Source organism: Rohdeia mirabilis (assembly GCA_007750655.1).
Taxonomy (GTDB): domain Bacteria; phylum Planctomycetota; class UBA1135; order UBA1135.
Window position 1 is genome coordinate 2,335,463 of the sequence record CP036290.1, and the last position, 16,215, is coordinate 2,351,677.

Annotated in this window: 12 protein-coding genes; 8 read left to right on the forward strand and 4 right to left on the reverse strand. The window is 70.6% G+C overall.

Annotated elements, in window-relative coordinates:
- Positions 1-115: 115 nt before the first annotated feature.
- The 6 genes from Pla163_RS08675 (at position 116) to Pla163_RS08700 (ending at position 9,279) form a co-directional block, all read left to right on the forward strand.
- Positions 116-811, forward strand: a complete 696-nt coding sequence (locus tag Pla163_RS08675) for a DUF4956 domain-containing protein (RefSeq protein WP_145186615.1) — start codon at positions 116-118, stop codon at positions 809-811.
- A 10-nt stretch (positions 812-821) separates the two neighbouring features.
- Positions 822-3,626: a CotH kinase family protein gene (locus Pla163_RS08680; RefSeq protein WP_145186618.1), complete on the forward strand. Its 2,805-nt coding sequence runs from the start codon at positions 822-824 to the stop codon at positions 3,624-3,626.
- Positions 3,616-4,341, forward strand: a complete 726-nt coding sequence (locus Pla163_RS08685) for a VTC domain-containing protein (RefSeq protein WP_145186621.1) — start codon at positions 3,616-3,618, stop codon at positions 4,339-4,341. Before Pla163_RS08680 ends, Pla163_RS08685 begins: the two co-directional genes overlap by 11 nt.
- Before the next feature lie 8 nt (positions 4,342-4,349).
- Positions 4,350-5,471, forward strand: coding sequence for a hypothetical protein (locus tag Pla163_RS08690; RefSeq protein ID WP_145186623.1), 1,122 nt, complete (start codon positions 4,350-4,352; stop codon positions 5,469-5,471).
- Positions 5,471-6,511 (forward strand): metallophosphoesterase family protein, encoded by a 1,041-nt coding sequence (locus Pla163_RS08695; RefSeq protein ID WP_145186626.1) that lies wholly within the window; start codon positions 5,471-5,473, stop codon positions 6,509-6,511. Before Pla163_RS08690 ends, Pla163_RS08695 begins: the two co-directional genes overlap by 1 nt.
- A 362-nt stretch (positions 6,512-6,873) precedes the next feature.
- A complete protein-coding gene (locus Pla163_RS08700; RefSeq protein ID WP_145186629.1) occupies positions 6,874-9,279 on the forward strand; it encodes a DEAD/DEAH box helicase in 2,406 nt (801 codons plus the stop codon).
- Positions 9,280-9,363: 84 nt separating this feature from the next.
- On the opposite strand, the gene Pla163_RS08705 is transcribed toward Pla163_RS08700, so the two are convergent.
- From Pla163_RS08705 to kefF, 3 genes are all read right to left on the reverse strand, one after another.
- Positions 9,364-10,164 (reverse strand): formate/nitrite transporter family protein, encoded by an 801-nt coding sequence (locus Pla163_RS08705; RefSeq protein ID WP_145186632.1) that lies wholly within the window; start codon positions 10,162-10,164, stop codon positions 9,364-9,366.
- A gap of 219 nt (positions 10,165-10,383) precedes the next feature.
- Complete coding sequence (locus tag Pla163_RS08710) at positions 10,384-12,336, reverse strand: monovalent cation:proton antiporter-2 (CPA2) family protein (protein WP_145186635.1); 1,953 nt, start codon at positions 12,334-12,336, stop codon at positions 10,384-10,386.
- Positions 12,336-13,004, reverse strand: a complete 669-nt coding sequence (kefF, locus tag Pla163_RS08715; RefSeq protein WP_145186638.1) for a glutathione-regulated potassium-efflux system oxidoreductase KefF — start codon at positions 13,002-13,004, stop codon at positions 12,336-12,338. Before kefF ends, Pla163_RS08710 begins: the two co-directional genes overlap by 1 nt.
- A gap of 294 nt (positions 13,005-13,298) precedes the next feature.
- On the opposite strand from kefF, the gene Pla163_RS08720 reads away from it, so the two are divergent.
- Positions 13,299-13,796 (forward strand): hypothetical protein, encoded by a 498-nt coding sequence (locus Pla163_RS08720; RefSeq protein WP_145186640.1) that lies wholly within the window; start codon positions 13,299-13,301, stop codon positions 13,794-13,796.
- Between the two features lie 114 nt (positions 13,797-13,910).
- Here Pla163_RS08720 and Pla163_RS08725 read toward each other — a convergent pair whose 3' ends face one another.
- Positions 13,911-14,648: a carbonic anhydrase family protein gene (locus tag Pla163_RS08725; RefSeq protein ID WP_145186643.1), complete on the reverse strand. Its 738-nt coding sequence runs from the start codon at positions 14,646-14,648 to the stop codon at positions 13,911-13,913.
- Between the two features lie 241 nt (positions 14,649-14,889).
- Here Pla163_RS08725 and Pla163_RS08730 point away from each other — a divergent pair, with 241 nt between their 5' ends.
- The gene (locus Pla163_RS08730) at positions 14,890-16,155 is read left to right on the forward strand and encodes an Nramp family divalent metal transporter (RefSeq protein WP_419186471.1); all 1,266 of its coding nucleotides are present in this window, start codon (positions 14,890-14,892) and stop codon (positions 16,153-16,155) included.
- The last annotated feature ends 60 nt before the right edge of the window (positions 16,156-16,215 follow it).

A 16,215-nucleotide genomic window follows, 5' to 3' on the forward strand; every position in this document is an offset into this window, starting at 1 on the left:
ACCGCTCCAGAGGAGTGAAGATGGGGCAAAGTTTCGGTTGCGAGCCCTCCCCGGCCGCGCCCTGCGAGCATCCGTCGGTGCTCCGTCGCGCGGCAGCCTGCCGTCTCCCCCTCGAATGAACTGGTCCCAACTGTTCGACAGTCTGTCCGGCGACAGCACTTTCCAGAACCTCGATCTCCCCCGGATCTTCGTCAACCTGGCCGTCGCGCTCGTGCTGTCGCAGATCCTCGCGTGGCACTACGTGCGCTTCAGCCGGGTGCTCTCGAACAAGGTGAAGTTCGCGCGCGTCTTCGTCTTCGTGGCGGCCACCACGATGCTGGTGATCTCGGTCGTCCAGACGTCCCTGGCGCTCTCGCTGGGTCTCGTCGGTGCGCTGTCGATCATCCGCTTCCGGACCCCGATCAAGGAGCCCGAGGAACTCGCCTACCTGTTCCTGGCGGTGGCGATCGGCGTCGGCGTCGGCGCGAACGAGGGGATCATCACGACGGTCGTCGTCCTGACGATCCTGCTCTACCTCGGAATCGCGGGACGCAAGAGTTCCGGCGCCCTGCCGCCGCGCGTCATGCTGCACGTGTCCTGCCAGCTGGACGGGACCGACGCCGATACGGCGCTGCGCCAGCTGCAGGAGGCGTCGGCCGAGTCCGCGGGCGGCGTCGACCTCCGGCGCCTCGACGTGGAGGGTTCGACCTTCAACGCCAACCTCGTTCTCGACCGCCTCGACCCAGGCAAGATGGGGTCGCTGGTCGGGAGCATCCAGAAGGCCCTGCCCGGTTCCGCGGTGAGCATCGTCGAGGCCGGCAGCCTGGACTGAGAGCGCACCGATGCTTCTGAAACGACCCGATACGGACGGCACTGGCGTGTGGACTGGCCTGGTCCTTCTGGGCCTGGGAGTCGTGATCGGCGTCCTGCTCGCTCCGTTCGAGTGGATCGCGTCCGACAGCGGGGGAGCGGTCCTCGAACCGACGGCGGAGGTCCGCCACCTCGAGGCCTTCCTCGTTCCGAACGAAGCTCCGCCGCCCGCGCCCGAGAACGGTCTCGACACGCTCGACTTCGAACTGACGCCGGAGGCCGCCGCGCGCATCCAGGACGTGCGCGAGCGCGCGATGAGCCGCGGCATCATCGTCCAGTCCGACGACGACACCGTCCCGATGCAGCTGGCCTTCGAGGGCAAGACCCTGAACGGGACCGTGCGCATCAAGGGCGACTGGACCGACCACGTCGACACCGACCAGTGGTCGCTGCGCGTCGAACTGAAGGACGGGAAGATCCTCGGGATGTCGACCTTCTCGATCCAGCACCCGAAGACTCGGGGCTGGTTGTGGGAGTGGTTCGTCCTGGCGGCCGCCCGCCGCGAGGGCCTGCTCGCACCGCGTTCGACCTTCGTCAACGTCGCGATCAACGGCAATCCGCTCGGCATCTACTACCTCGAGGAGCACTTCAGCAAGGAGCTGCTCGAGTCCCAAGGGCGACGCGAAGGGCCGATCGTGCTGTGGGACGAAGGCACGCGTTGGTCGACGCTGCTGCAGGCCCGCAACGTGCCGCCGAAGGGCGTCGAGCTGCCGGTTCCGCTGACCGCCTCGAGCGTGTGGAGCGTGGACCCCGCCTACGTCCGCGCGTTCAAGGAGAAGCGGCTGGACGGATCGGACGCGCTGGCGCGCTCGTTCTACAGCGCCGTCGAGAAGATGCGCGAGCTGCAGGCGCTGGCCGTGTCCGCGACGACGTCCCACGACGCGCTGCGCCGCCTCGAGGCACTCGATCGCGTGCAGGGCGAGTCGATCGACACGATCCTCGCCGTCGACCGACTCGCGGACATGCACGCCCTCGCGTCGTTGTTCCAGCTCCAGCACCCGCTGATCTGGCACAACATGCGCTTCTACCACGACCCCGTGCTGAACCGCCTCGAGCCGATCCTGTTCGACACGGACGCGGACCACCCGGGACCGCGCGACCCGGTCGTCATGCGCGAGTCCGCCCTGATGCGCGAGTTCGGGCGCAGCCGCACCTACTACGACGGCGTGTTCGAACGCCTCGGCCACTACTGCCGCCCGGAGTACGTCAACGAGTTGATGGCCGACCTGGGCGAGGAGATGGCGGTCTACGAGGCGGCACTCGAGGCGCACTACGGGCTGGCGGGTCAGAACACGCCTGCCGCCATGGTGCAGCGGCTGCGGACCCAGGCGGGTTTCCTGCGCACCGTCCTGTACCCGGTCGACCCGATCAACTTCCACGCCTCCTACGCCTTCGCCGAAGGCAGCAGCGGCGGGGGTGGCGAGGACGGAACGGGCGTCGTCGCGGGTGACATCTTCGTCGACGCCTGGTCGACCACGCGCACCCCGGTCGTTGTCGAGGGCTTCGAGTTCAGCAACGGACTGCGGCTGTCGGCCAGCGGCTACCTGGCGAGCGACCCCGACGCCGTGCGCGTGCTCGCGGCCGGCGGCGTGGTCCTGCCGCCCGACGGACGCACGGTGCGCTTCCGTTTCCCGATGAACGAGCGCCTGGCGAACCTCGAGAACGTCCAACAGGTGCTGGCCGCCGCGCGCGCCCAGGGGGCGGCGCGCGACACGCTCGACCTCGACGTCGACGCCCTGTTCCGCCCGCTCGCCGCGACCGCGGTGCAGAGCGAGGCCCTGCGCATGCGCCGCGTCGACCCGAACTGGGAGAGCGAGGACGGTCGACCGGATCCGCCGACCTTGGCCGAGGCGCTCGCCAAGCATGCGTGCCTCGAGTTCCGTCCGGCCTCGGGACAGCTGTTCCTGCGCCCCGGCAACTGGGACGTGGACGGCGACCTGATCGTGCCCTCGGGGTACACGCTGCACGCGTCGCCGAACGTGCGACTGCGCTTCGACGAGGACGCCGTCCTGTTGACCGACGCGCCGCTCGTGTTCGAGGGCGTGACGCTCGAGCCCAAGCCTGGTCTCGAGCGGTGGCGCGGAATCGCCGTCCTGGGGGCGAGCGGTCGTTCGACCTGGAAGTCCGTCGTCGTGCGCAAGACCGACGCCGTCGCTCGCGCGGGCTGGATCGTCACCGGTGGTATCACGTTCTACCACTCGCCCGTGACCATGCTCGACTGCGTCATCGACGGCACGCTGGCCGAGGACGGCACCAACATCTTCGGCTGCGACTTCCTGATGGAGCGCGTCACGTTCCGCGGATGCGTGTCCGACTCGTTCGACGGCGACTTCGTGACCGGCATCGTGCGCGACTGCCTGTTCACCGAAGGTCTGGCCGACGGCGTCGACTTCAGCGGCAGCGACGTGACCGTCGAGAACTGCCGCTTCATCGACATGGGGGACAAGGGCGTCTCGGCCGGTGAGAACAGCATCGTGCGCGTCTACGGCGGCATCTGCGACCAGGTCTCGATCGGCATCGCGTCGAAGGACCGCTCGCGCGTGGACGCCCGCGACATGACGATCCGTGGAGCGCGCAACTACGCGCTGGCCGCCTTCGTGAAGAAGCCCGAGTTCGGCCCCACACAGATGGTCGTCGAGAACGTGACGATCGAGGGCTCCGGTTTGGGCGACCAGATCACGCAGACGGGCAGCACGCTCGTCATCGACGGCGTGGAGCAGCCGACGCAGGACTTGGACGTCAAGCAGCTGTACGAGGACAAGATCCTTGGCCAGTGACACCGGACACCGCGATCCGAACGCCCTGCGCTACGAGATCAAGATGGCGTGCCAGGAGTCCGCGTACCCGCGCGTGCTCGCGGCCATGCGGTTGCACCCCGCCGCCGTCCGGACGCTCTACCCGCCGCGGCGCGTCCAGAGCGTCTACCTCGACACGCCCGACGGGAACGCGCTCGAGGAGAACCTGGCCGGCATCAGTCACCGCGAGAAGCTGCGCTTTCGCTGGTACGGCGACGGAGCGACGGGCGTGCGCGGCACGCTCGAGCGCAAGGTGCGCGAGAACCTCCTCGGCTGGAAGGACCTGGCGCGTATCGACGCGGAGGTCGACGTCGAGGGCACGGATCGCCTGACGTTCATGCGGCATCTGATCGCGAACGTGCCCGCGGACTGGGCGGCCGACCTGCGCCAGGGCCTCGAGCCCGTGCAGTGGATCTCCTACACCCGCGACTACTTCACGACCGCCGACGGCACCGTGCGGATCACGGTGGACCGCGAGCTGCGGACCTGGGACCAACGCCTGCGCTGGCGCCTGTCCCGCGCCCAGTCGTCGTTCATCGACCGCATCCTCGTGATCGAGGCGAAGTGCGCGACCCAGCACTACGAGCGCGCGCGCGAGCTCCTGAACCACCTGCCGCTGTTCGTGGACCGCTGTTCGAAGTTCGTCCTGGCCTCGTCGGCCCCCGACGGACCGCACCCCTCGATCTTCCCCGAGTAGAGGTCTCCGTGCGTTCGATCGTTCCTCTCGCGCTCGTGCTCCTGCTGTTGGCCATCGGCCTGCGGACCGCGGTGGTGTTCGAGTCCTCGTCCGGATCCCAGCGCGGTGGTGCGCGGGCCACCAACGTGCTCGTCACGAGTCGCGGCCACATGCTGCCGGCCGCCGCGCTCCAGGGCGGCGACGAGTCGGTCCTCGACACGATCGCGGTCGGCGACCTTCTCCTGACCCAACGCGGCGAGACCTCGGGCCTGCGCACGGTGATGCTGCGACCCGACCTCGAGCTCGAGTTCTTCCTGAACTTCGACCTGGCGCGCGACCCGCAGGGCATCGTCAAGATCGCCGACTCCGCTTCGATCGCGCCCGAAGGTTCGGTCCTCGTCCTGGCGGTGCAGGGCGATGTGCGGCCCGCGTCCGGCGACAGCACCGTGTTCGACGAGACCGTCCGCACGCTCGGCGCGCGCGTCTCGCCCTTCCGTGCCGAGCGCGCGAGCTGGGCCCTGGTGTCGCTGCGCCGCGCCGACGGCTGGCACGCGTTGGCCGAGGCCTACTCCGAGACCCAGGGCATCGACCTGACGACGACGGTGCTCGCGAACCCGCTCGAGCGCGGTCGCGAGGCGCTCGGTGAACTGGTTCACGTGCGCGGTGAAGGTCCCCTCGTGCTCGATCTCGCCGGCGTCCTCGGGTGGGCCGAGTCCGACCAAGGGACCCAGGGCTTCGACCGCTGGGCGAGGCTCCAGCAGCAGACCAAGTCCTCGATCCGACTGCGCCGGGGCCACACCTCGTCCGAGGGGGACGGGGCGGTGGGGTCGGTGCGCTTCCCGAACGTCCGGCTGGGCGCGGCGCCGAGCTTCTCGGTCGCGCTGGGCGTGCCCTCGTACCACGCCGAGGGCTACGCGGGCGCGCTGTGCGAGCTGGTGGTCGACGGCGAGGTCGTGGGGCATCGCTACCTCAACGAGCCGGAGGTCTGGCATCCTTGGGTGCAGGACCTCGCGGACTTCGCCCATCGCACGGTGGACGTCGAGCTGCGCGTCCGGCCCATCGAGAGGGACGACGAGGACGTGACGGGTGCCGCCCGCGTGGCCTGGATCCTCTGGGGAGAGCCCGTGCTGACCTGGACCCAAGACTCCTGATGCGCAGAACACTCGCCGTCGTCGCCTGCCTCCTCGCCGCGGGATCGACGTTCGTTCGAACCTGGCCGAGCGCCTCGGCGCCGATCGAGGCACCCGCGAGCGCACTCCCGCGCGCCGCCCAGGACCTGCCCGAGCCGGTCGAGGTGACCGAGCCCGCGGACCTCGCCGCGCACGCGCTCAACGGTCGCGCGCTGCCGCCGCTCGAGGGCGACGGGGCGTACAGCTTCCTCGTCGGTGGCCACCTGTACGGGAGCCCCAAGAACACCGCGTCGATCTACCCGTCCGCGTCGCTGCTCGGAAGTCTCGACCGGCTCGAGGAGTCCGGTGCCGCGTTCTTCATGGGCCTCGGCGACATCGTCCGCTACCTGACGCCCAAGCACCTGTACGGCCTGCGCACGGGCTTCGTCGACGCCCTCGACATGCCGCTCTTCAACGCGGTCGGCAACCACGACGTGGCGGTGCGCGACGTGTGGCTGCGCGAGTACCCGCACCCGACCGCGGGCTTCCTCGAGTACGGACCCGTGCTGCACCTCGTGCTCGACACCGAGGCCGACAGCGGTCGCATCGCGGGGCGCCAGCTCGAGTGGTTCACGACGATGCTCGAGCACGCGCGCACCACCGAGTCGGTCCGCACCGTCGTGATCCACAGCCACAAGCTCGTGTGGGCGGACGCCCGCGAGGAGTTCGAGATCGTCGCGCGCTTCGTGAACGCGCGCCGCGGCTACGTGGAGGACGACGGGTTCGTGCGCGAAGTGCTCCCGTCCGTGCGCGCGCTCGCCGCCCACAAGCCGGTGGTCTGGATGTCCGGCGACATCGGCATCGAAGGCCGCCTGCCGCTCTTCTTCCACCGCGAGACGGACGTGGACCTGAGCTACGTGGCCGTGGGGATCGGCGACACGGGCGACGATGCACTGCTCCAGGTGTTCGTGGCGCCGGACGGGGCCCTTGCCTTCGGCGTCGTGCGCCTCGACGGCGCGCCGTCGGTGCCGCTCGAGACCTTCGGACTCGAGTACTGGAAGCAGAATCTCCCCAGGCGCTGAGCGTCGGTTCGAGGCCGCCGGCCAGTGCCTGGGCGTCCTGATGGGGGTGGGGGCGGCGCCGGCGGGAGGCTCCGCGCGCCCGTGGGGGTCCCGAGTCCGCGGTCGAGTCCCGTTGCACCTCACCAGCCGCGCGTGTTTCCTCGATGTTGTGTTCGTGCGCGCGGGTCGACCTGTGTTACGGTCCCAGGTTCGCGCGGGGGATGACGAAGTCTCTCGGGGCGCAGCGCTGGTGATCCCCAGCGCTCGGGCGCACCCGGTCGGTCCTTCTTCCTAGTCTTCCGCTTCACCGCTGCCGGTCGTCCACGAGGGCGTCGCGGCAGCCGAAACGAGTGATGCCGGCACCGCCGGCAGTGGGAAGACTGATGGAACGCCAAGAGAACTCGCCTGCGGGCGAGCGCGCACCCGTGCGCACCCAGAACGATTCGCCCCAGCGTGACTGGAACGCCTCCGATGCTGCCGTCGACACGGCGTCGCTCGAGGACGAGTTGGACGCCGTGGAGATGGACGCGGCCGAGATGGACGCGGCCCCGGTCGAGCTCGAAGTGAGCCCCTCCGCTGCGGTCGTCGCCGAGCCGGTCGCCGAAGCGCTCGGTGAAGCCGCCGACGCGAACGAGATCGACGCGCTGCTGCTCGACGAGGACGAGCCCAGCTTCGAGCTGCGTTCGAGCGCCGGCACCGACGTCGTTGCCGAGGTCGCATCCGAGGCGCCGGTGGGAGCCGACGTCGAAGTCGAATCAGCCGACGCCCCCGAGCCCGTCGCCGAAACGGCAGCCGCGCCCGAAGCCGAGCCCGAGCCCGAGCGCACCGGCCCCTTCGCCCGCGTGCCGAAGGTCCTGGTCGGCGCCCTCGAAGGCCGTGGTTTCGACTCCCTGACCCTCGTGCAGGAAGCGGTGCTCGCGCCGGAAGCCGTCGGTCGCGACCTGAAGATCTCGTCCCAGACCGGGTCGGGCAAGACGGTCGCCCTCGGCATGGTGATCACCCAGTCGCTGCTGACGCCCCGCACCGACGACGGCCGCGGACCCGACGCGCTGATCATCGTTCCGACGCGCGAACTCGCCCAGCAGGTGCGCGAAGAGCTCCACTGGCTGTTCGCGAACATCGACGGAGCCCACGTGCTCGTCGTCACGGGCGGCACGCCGGTCCACGCCGACCGCACGCGCCTCAAGCGCGGCGCGCGCATCCTCGTCGGGACGCCGGGCCGACTGCTCGACCACGTCTCGAGCGGTGTGCTCGACCTGTCGGCCGTGCGCGAACTCGTGCTCGACGAAGCGGACCAGATGCTCGACATGGGCTTCCGCGAGGAACTCGAGGGCATCCTCGACGGCACGCCCTCGGACCGCCGCACGCACATGGTCTCGGCCACGTTCCCCGACGGCATCCGCCGACTGGCCGAGCGCTACCAACGCGACGCGCTCGAGCTGGAGGGCACGCGCCTCGGCGAGGCCAACGCCAACATCGAGCACCAGGGCCACCTGGTGCGCGGAGAGGATCGCTACAACGCGCTCGTGAACCTCCTGCTGCTCGGCGGCGAGCAGCGCAGCCTGGTCTTCGTCGAGCGTCGCGCCGAGGCTCTCGAACTGGCCGAACTGCTCGAGGGCGACGGCTTCTCGGCCCTGCCGCTCTCGGGCGAGCTGGCCCAGAGCCAGCGCGAACGCACCCTCGGTGCCTTCCGCGACGGTCGCGCGAACGTGCTGGTGGCGACCGACGTCGCCGCGCGCGGTCTCGACGTGCCCGAGGTCGCGCTCGTGGTCCACATGGCGCCGCCGATCGACGGCCAGATCTACACGCACCGCTCGGGCCGCACGGGCCGCGCTGGACTCTCCGGTCGCAGCGTGCTCTTCGCGCACCCGAGCCGCCGCCGCAAGGTCGCGCGCATCCTGGGCGACGCGGGCGTCGACCTGACCTGGCTGCCGATTCCCGGTGCCGCCGAGGTGCGCAAGGTGGTCCAGGCCCGCGAGACCGAGGCCCTGAAGGCGCGCATCGCCGAGTCGCTGACCGCCGAGCCCGACGCCGGGCGCCTCGAGGCCGCCGACGCCCTGCTCGCCGAGCACGACGCGCGTACGCTCGTCGCCGCGTTGCTCGCGCGCCTCGAGCCCTCGGGCCGCGCCGCCGCGCGCGACGTCGAGGTCATGCGTCCTGTGGACGATCGCCGCGCCGACGGCACGCGCCAGCGCAACACCTGGCGCGAGGATCGCAGCTCGAACCAGGGCGAGCGCTACGGGAACGACCGCGGCGGTTCCCACGGATCTCGCTCGGACGGCCCGCGCCACAGCGGTGGTGAGCGTCGGCCGCGCGTGTCCGACATGGGCACCGTGCGGTTCTTCATGAACTACGGCAACAACCAGGGCGCGACGCCCGGCCGCCTCCTGGCGATCGCCTGCCGCCGTGGCGACGTGACCGGGTCCGACATCGGTTCCATCGCGATCCACCCCAACGCGAGCACGTTCGACGTCAACGCCGACGTGGCCGCGCGCTTCGAGGAACAGGCCGGGCGCCGCGACCCGCGCGACCCGCGCATCATGATCCGGCGCGACCGCGACGGTGGCCCGGCCGCGAGCGGCGACCGCGGCGATCGTCCCGCGCGCGGTGGCTTCGTCCCCGACCGCGGGCGCGACTTCGGTCCGGGCCAGGGCCGCAGCAACAGCGGCTACCAGCGCCGTGACAACGACGGCCGCGGCCAGCGCCCGGGCGGCTCGCAGGGCGGCTACTCCGGACGTCCGAACGGTGGCTACCGCGGCCGCGAGGACGACCGCCGTCCGCGCTACTAGGTCGCAGGTCCGACCGTGATCGCGCGCCGCGCGGTGCTCCTCGTCCATTCGGACGAAGGGCGCCGCGCGGTTCGCGTTCCAGGCTCACTGCGGATCGCCGTCCGCGCGCCGACCGGGCCGCAGGTAGGCGATCCAGTAGATGCCCGCGACGAGGAACGTGCCGCCCAGAACGTTGCCGATGGTCACGAACAAGAGGTTCGAGAGCGCTCCGACGACGAGACCGTCGGCGCCGAGTCCGATCGCGTAGGGCAGGAAGAACCAGTTCGCGATGGAGTGCTCGAAGCCCAGCGCCACGAAGGCGGTGACCGGGAACGCGACCGCGACGATCTTGTCCACCACGCTGCGCCCTCCGAACGCGAGCCACACCGCGAGGCACACGAGGGCGTTGCAGAGCACGCCGAGCGCCACGGCGCGCAGTGGCGCGATGTCGGCCTTCGCGTGTCCGATGGCGAGCGCGGTCCGGCCCACGTCGTGCTCACCGAGCGCATCGGTCCCCGCCAGGAGGACGAGGACGACCGTTCCGAGGGCTCCGACCACGTTGCCCGCGTAGACGATCAGCCAGTTGCGCAGCAGCTCGCGGCCGCTGATCCTGCCCGACGCCCAGGCCATCGCCACGAGGTTGTTGCCGGTGAAGAGTTCGGCTCCCGCAACCACGACGAGGACGAGTCCCAACGAGAACGCCAGCCCTCCGACGAGACGCGTCACTCCGAAGCCCAGCATCGGGTTCGTCATCACGACGGTGAACAGGAGTGCGCCGAGCGACACGAACGCGCCCGCCAGCACCGCCAGGACGAACAGGCTGAGTGCATCGGTTCGCGCCTTGGTCACGCCGACGGTCTCCACGCGGGCGGCGATCTCGGCGGGGGACCAGGCGTCGGTGTTCATCGAAGGGGCGAGCTGTGGGTGAGCTTGGAGCAGGTGCGCGACGGAGCCACCGCGATCATCCGCGCTCGCGGTGCGCCGTGGCTCGTCGCCGACCTCGGAGCCCCGCTCCGTCCCGTGCACGCGACCTCGACGCACGCGAACGGAGCCTCCCGGACCCGTCGAGCACGACGCGGAGCGAGGCGACCGATCCGAACTCGCGTGGCCGACGCGCTCGCGAACTCAAGATCGCCGATCGCCGTCGGGCCGATCGCCGTCGGGCCGATCGCCGTCGGGCCGGGCGGCGAAGTCGCGCGCGAGCGACGTGGTGTCCCAGCCCGCGTCCTTGGGTTCGACGTGGCGTCGGGCGTCCGCCTCGAGGGTGGCTTCGACGTCGGCGATGCGCCGGCGCGCGAGATCGACGATCTGGCGTTCGTGCCGGTGTTCGGCCAGTTCGCGCACGAGCTTCTCCTCGTGCCGCCTGAAGGCCTGGGTCGTGCGCAGCGCCTGGTGCGCGGGCGTTCCGAGCGCGTTCAGTGCGTCGCTGCCCATTCGCAGGGCCGAGTCCAGCGTCTCGCGATAGACGTCGTCGACGCCGCGCACCATGAACTCCTGGGCGTCCACGCGGCCCCGCGTGCGCGCGAAGATGCGCAGGTGGGGGAAGTGCTTCCGCGCGGTGTCGACGATGCTCGCGGCACGCTCTGGGTCGTCGACGGCGACCACCAGTAGTTCGGCCCGCGCGGCGCCAGCGGCGGCGAGCAGATCGTGCCGCGTCGCATCGCCGTAGAAGACCTCGAAGCCGAGGCGGCGCAACAGGTCGACCTGGTCGGAGTCCACGTCGAGCACCGTCGCCCGCACGCCGCCGGCGCTCAGCACGCGTCCGACGATCTCGCCGAAGCGTCCGTAGCCCGCGATCACCACGCGCCGCTCCTGGTCCTCCACGTCGGTCGCGCGCGGCGGCCCGCTCTCGCGCGTCCCCGTGCGCGGCCGCAGCACCTTCTCGTCGAAGAGCATCAGCACCGGAGCTAGCGCCATCGACAGGGCGACGACCGCGATCACGCGACCGGCGAGAGTCTCGCTCAGCACCCCCGCCGAGAGCGCGAACGAGGTCAGGACGAAGGCGAACTCGCCGCCCTGGGCCAGTCCGAACGAGAACAAGAGGTTCTGGTCGAGACCGAGCCGGAACAGGCGCCCGAGCAGGTGCAGGACCACGAGCTTCACGACGACCAGCCCGGCCACCAGACCGAGGATCGTCCCCAGTTCCGCGCCGATCAGTTCGAAGTCGATCGAGGTCCCGACCGCGATGAAGAACAGTCCGAGCAAGAGCCCTTTGAAGGGTTCGATGTCGCTCTCGAGTTCGTGCCGGAACTCGGAGTTCGCGAGCACGACGCCCGCGAGGAACGTGCCGAGCGCCGGGCTGAGTCCGACCTTCGTCATCAGGAGCGCGATGCCGATCACGAGCAACAGGGCCGCGGCGGTGAAGACCTCGCGCAGACCGCTCGCGGCGATGGCGCGAAAGATCGGCCGCAGCCCGTAGCGCCCGACCACGACGATGGCCACGACCGCGCCCAGCACGGCGCCGACCTGTTCCCACGGACCGAGCCCGGCGACCCAGCTGCTTCCGTGCTCGACGCTCGCGTGTTCCGTGGCGGCTTCGCTGCCCGTCGGCGCCGCATGGACCGCGAGCAGCGGGAAGGCCGCCAACATCGGGATCACCGCGATGTCCTGGAACAGGAGGACGGCGAACGCGCTCTGTCCGCCGGCCGTGTGCATCAAGCCCTTCTCGTCCAAGGTCTGCAGCACGATGGCGGTGGACGACAGCGACAGCGCGAGGCCGATCGCGAGCGCCGAACGCCACTCGACGCCCGCCCAGATCGCGAGCCCGGTCAGCGCCGCCGACGTCGCGAGTACCTGCAGACCGCCCAGCCCGAGGATCGGTCCGCGCATGCGCCACACGCGCGCCGGCTCGAGTTCGAGTCCGATGACGAACAGCATCAGCACCACACCGAACTCGGCGAAGTGCAGCACGTCCTGACCCTCCGCGCCGACGAACCCGAGCGCGAACGGGCCGATCAGGATCCCGCCGAGCAGGTAGCCGAGCACCGATCCGAGCCCCAGGCGCTTCGCGATCGGCACGGTGACGACCGCCGTGGCCAGGTAGACGAGCGCGTCGAGGAAGAAGCTCTCGGCGTACATCAGCGTGCCTCGCGCTCGGAAGCCGCTCCACCAGCAGCTGCAGTGGCCGGCGCGCGCAGACCTTCGACGCCCACGCGCAGTCCGGCTTCGAGGGCGACGTCGAGCGGGGCGTCGCGCAGCCACTCGAGCAGACGCGCGTACTCGGCGGCATGAAGGTCGATCTCGCTCTGCCGCATGCCGTGCGTCCCGTGCACGCGGAAGGCCGGCAGCGTCCGCATGCCGCACAGGGCGGCCGTGCGCTCGACCGGCCGCAGGAGCTCGTCCAGCGTGTAGCGATTCAGCCCGTCGGCCGCGTACGAGGTGAGCGGGCCGCCCGTCGAGACGGCCTGCAACCAGTACGTGCCGTGCAGCGCGTCACCGCCGGTGCCGTAGGCCCAACCGTGTTCGAGGACCAGATCGAACCACTGCTTGACGAGCGCGGGCGTCGAGTACCAGAAGAGCGGATGCTGGCAGACGACCACGTCGTGCTCGAGCATCAGTGCCTGTTCGCGCGGCACGTCGACGTCGAAGTCCGGGTAGGCCTCGTACAGGTCGTGCACCGTGACCCCTGCGACGCGGCGCGCGGCTTCGACCAGGGCGCGATTCACGCGCGAGCGGGCGAGGGCCGGATGGGCGAAGAGGACCAGGACGCGGCGCGATGCAAGGGGAGCGGCGGAGTGGGGCGGCATGGGGCGAAGCGGCGAGCGGGAGGTGGCGACGGGTTGTAGCGGATGCCCAGGGGCCTGCCCACCCGTGCCGCGCGTGCTCGGTGTCGTCCCGAGCGCTCCACCCGGAAATCGTTTCCGAACCTGGGCACCTTTGCCCCTGCGAGGTCGCGCTGGGGCCGACCGTGGTCCCCGTGGTGGACCGAACGGCGCGCACCCCTTCGGTCGGAGCGGGAGGGCGATCGACACACCGAGGCGGCCCCGCTGTGCGACACGCTCTTCGGCGACACGCACCGAGCCCCAGCGCCCCGAACCCACATGCGTACTCGTTCGAGCAAGCCGATCAAACCGCGCCTCCAACTGCGGATGGTCGCCGTCTTCGTCGCACTCGCCTGCGTCAGCGGCTGCTTCCAACTCATCCTGGTCAACCGCTCGATCGTCGAGCTCATGAAGGCGCAGGACGCGGGCGCCGAAGCCCTGACCGAGCGCCTGCCGCTCACGATGACGGAGAACCTGCTCTGGACGGTGGCTCTGCTCGTGCCGCTCATGGGCTACGTCGGACTGATCGTCACCCAGCGGATCGCGGGACCGATCCACGTCTTCGAGCGCTACATCGATCGCTACCTCGCGGGCGAGCCCGTCGGCGCCTGCCGCCTGCGCAAGGGCGACGAGCTGCAGGATCTCGCCGTGCGTCTGACGGCTCTGGTCGAACACGCGCAGCGAGCCACCGAGGCGGCGAGCGGGGCGAATTCCGCGGAGAGCTCGGCCGTGGAACGCGACTCCGGTTCGGACCCGTCGCTCGAACGCGCGGCCTGAACCGGGACCGCCCGAGCGCTGGAACGCGAGGAGCCGGACCGCGCACGCGCGCGGCCCGGCTCCTCGCCTCGGTGGGGCGCTCCAGCTCCAGGACGGAGCCGAGCGTGCCAGCGATCAGGCGTCGATCCAGGTGACCCGTCCGGTGGCCAGGTCGTAGACCCCGCCGACGACCATCACCTTCCCCGCGTCGACCTGGTCCTTGATGACCGAGCTGCGCGCGAGCACGTCGGCCATGGTCTGGCGGACGTTGGCCTCGACGGCGGCGCTCACGTAGGCGGTGTTGCTCGAGTCGTAGGGGCCAGGCGTCGTCCGCTTCGCCGCGGCGAGGGCCGGGTCGAAGTTGTCGAGCATCGCGGTCAGGTTGCCGAGCTCGACTCCGTCGGCGGCGCCCTTGACCGCGCCACAGGCCGAGTGGCCGAGGACGACGATCAGCTTCGAACCCGCGGCGGCGGTCGCGAACTCCATGCTGCCGAGCATGTCGACGTTCTCGAAGTTGCCGGCCACGCGGCCGACGAAGATGTCGCCGATGCCCTGGTCGAAGATGATCTCCGGGGGCACGCGGGAGTCGAGGCAGGAGAGCACGACGGCTTTCGGGAACTGACCCTTCGCGGTGGCTTCCACCTGCGCGCCGAAGTCGTAGTTCGTGAGGTTCCCGTCGACGAAGCGCTCGTTGCCGGAGCGCAGATCGTCGAAGACCTGGCGCGGCGTCATGGCGGCCTGGGCCTCCTTGGTGACGACTCCGGCGTGGCCGTCGTGGCCACCGGAGCGGCTGTCCAGACGAGACGGAGCACAGGCGACGACGAGGGCGGCGGCACCGATCCAAAGACCGGCGACGGCGAGGGGGCGAGTCATGATGGTCCGAGAGGGGTAGAGGGGGGGTGGTTCGGCCGCGGGTCGGCGCAGTGCCGGCCCGCGGCCAGGCGGGCGCGAGTTCGCGCCGTTCGACGACCCGGTTCTATGGTTCGCCGGCGCGCCGAATCCAGTGAATCCGCGGCAATCGGCACGGCTCGAAATCGGCTCTTCGGATCCACTGATCCGGTACCCGCGGGGCCGCGCCACGAACGCTGAGTCGTCGAACCCTAGAGTGGTCGTCGTGTCGGAGCGCGCGGACAGAAGTGGGGCCCCCGATCGACCCGGGCCGTGGCGACGCATCGGTCCCGGACTGCTCGTCGCGGCCACCGGCGTCGGAGCCGGAGACCTCGCGACGAGCGCGTTCACGGGCAGTGCGCTCGGCGTGGCCGTGCTCTGGGCCGTGGTCGTCGGCGCGGTCTTCAAGTTCACGTTGAACGAAGGCCTCGCGCGCTGGCAGCTCGTGACGGGGGAGACGCTTCTCGAAGGCGTGATGCGCCGCGTGCCGCGCCCGCTGCGGTTCGCGTTCCTCGTGTACCTCTTGCCGTGGACGTGGATCGTCGGATCCGCGCTGATGGGGGCCTGTGGCGCCACGGCCCACGCGTTGTTCGGTGGTTTCGAGGATCCGGCGACGGGCAAGGTCGTGTGGGGCGTGGTTCACAGCCTCGCGGGACTCGCGCTCGTTCTCGTGGGCGGCTTCCGCCTCTTCGAGCGTCTCATGGGCGTCGCGGTCGGCGTGATGTTCGTCACGGTCGTCGCCACGGCGATCGCTCTCGCACCCGACTGGGCGGCGGTGGGGAACGGGCTCGTCGTGCCGCGGATCCCGGACGCCGACGGCGCGGGGCTCGGCTGGACGATCGCACTGATGGGGGGCGTCGGCGGAACGCTGACGGTCCTGTGCTACGGCTACTGGATCCGCGAGGAGGGGCGCGACGGGCCGAGCGACATCGGGGCCTGCCGACTCGACCTCGGCGTCGGCTACGCGATGACCGCGATCTTCGGGATCGCGATGGTCGTGATCGGCAGCACGGTGGTCGTGGAAGGGCGCGGCGCGGGACTGATCGTGGCGCTCGGCGACAGGCTGAGGGACGACCTCGGCCCGGTTGCGCGCAACGCCTTCCTGGTCGGCGCGTGGGCCGCGGTGTTCTCGAGTCTCGTCGGCGTGTGGCAGGCCGTGCCCTACCTGTTCGCGGATTTTTGGCGCCTCGCCGTGGAGCGCAGACCGGCGCCCGTCGTCGGTTCACTGACGCGTACGCGCAGCTACCGCTTCTACCTGTTCGCGCTGGCCTTCGCTCCCATGGCGGGACTCGCGATCGACTTCCGCTCGGTCCAGCAGATCTACGCGATCGTGGGAGCCGCGTTCATGCCCTTGCTCGCCGTCGCGCTGCTCCTGTTGAACGGCCGCTTCGGTCCGCTCGGTGCCCATCGCGACCGCGTGCTCGCGACGGTGGTCCTGCTCGGGACGTTGGCGTTCTTCGCGTACCAGGGCGTGAACGCGCTCGCGCCGTGAACCGCGGGCAATCGACTGCCGCGTGTGGTACGAACCCGCGCATGAGCGCCGTGCACCACA

Bases quoted from the DNA above. Each gene is read 5' to 3' on its own strand.
- Pla163_RS08720 (WP_145186640.1), top strand. From the start codon at position 13,299: ATGCGTACTCGTTCGAGCAAGCCGATCAAACCGCGCCTCCAACTGCGG.
- Pla163_RS08725 (WP_145186643.1), bottom strand. From the start codon at position 14,648: ATGACTCGCCCCCTCGCCGTCGCCGGTCTTTGGATCGGTGCCGCCGCC.
- Pla163_RS08695 (WP_145186626.1), top strand. From the start codon at position 5,471: ATGCGCAGAACACTCGCCGTCGTCGCCTGCCTCCTCGCCGCGGGATCG.
- Pla163_RS08675 (WP_145186615.1), top strand. From the start codon at position 116: ATGAACTGGTCCCAACTGTTCGACAGTCTGTCCGGCGACAGCACTTTC.
- Pla163_RS08710 (WP_145186635.1), bottom strand. From the start codon at position 12,336: ATGTACGCCGAGAGCTTCTTCCTCGACGCGCTCGTCTACCTGGCCACG.
- Pla163_RS08680 (WP_145186618.1), top strand. From the start codon at position 822: ATGCTTCTGAAACGACCCGATACGGACGGCACTGGCGTGTGGACTGGC.
- Pla163_RS08700 (WP_145186629.1), top strand. From the start codon at position 6,874: ATGGAACGCCAAGAGAACTCGCCTGCGGGCGAGCGCGCACCCGTGCGC.
- kefF (WP_145186638.1), bottom strand. From the start codon at position 13,004: ATGCCGCCCCACTCCGCCGCTCCCCTTGCATCGCGCCGCGTCCTGGTC.
- Pla163_RS08705 (WP_145186632.1), bottom strand. From the start codon at position 10,164: ATGAACACCGACGCCTGGTCCCCCGCCGAGATCGCCGCCCGCGTGGAG.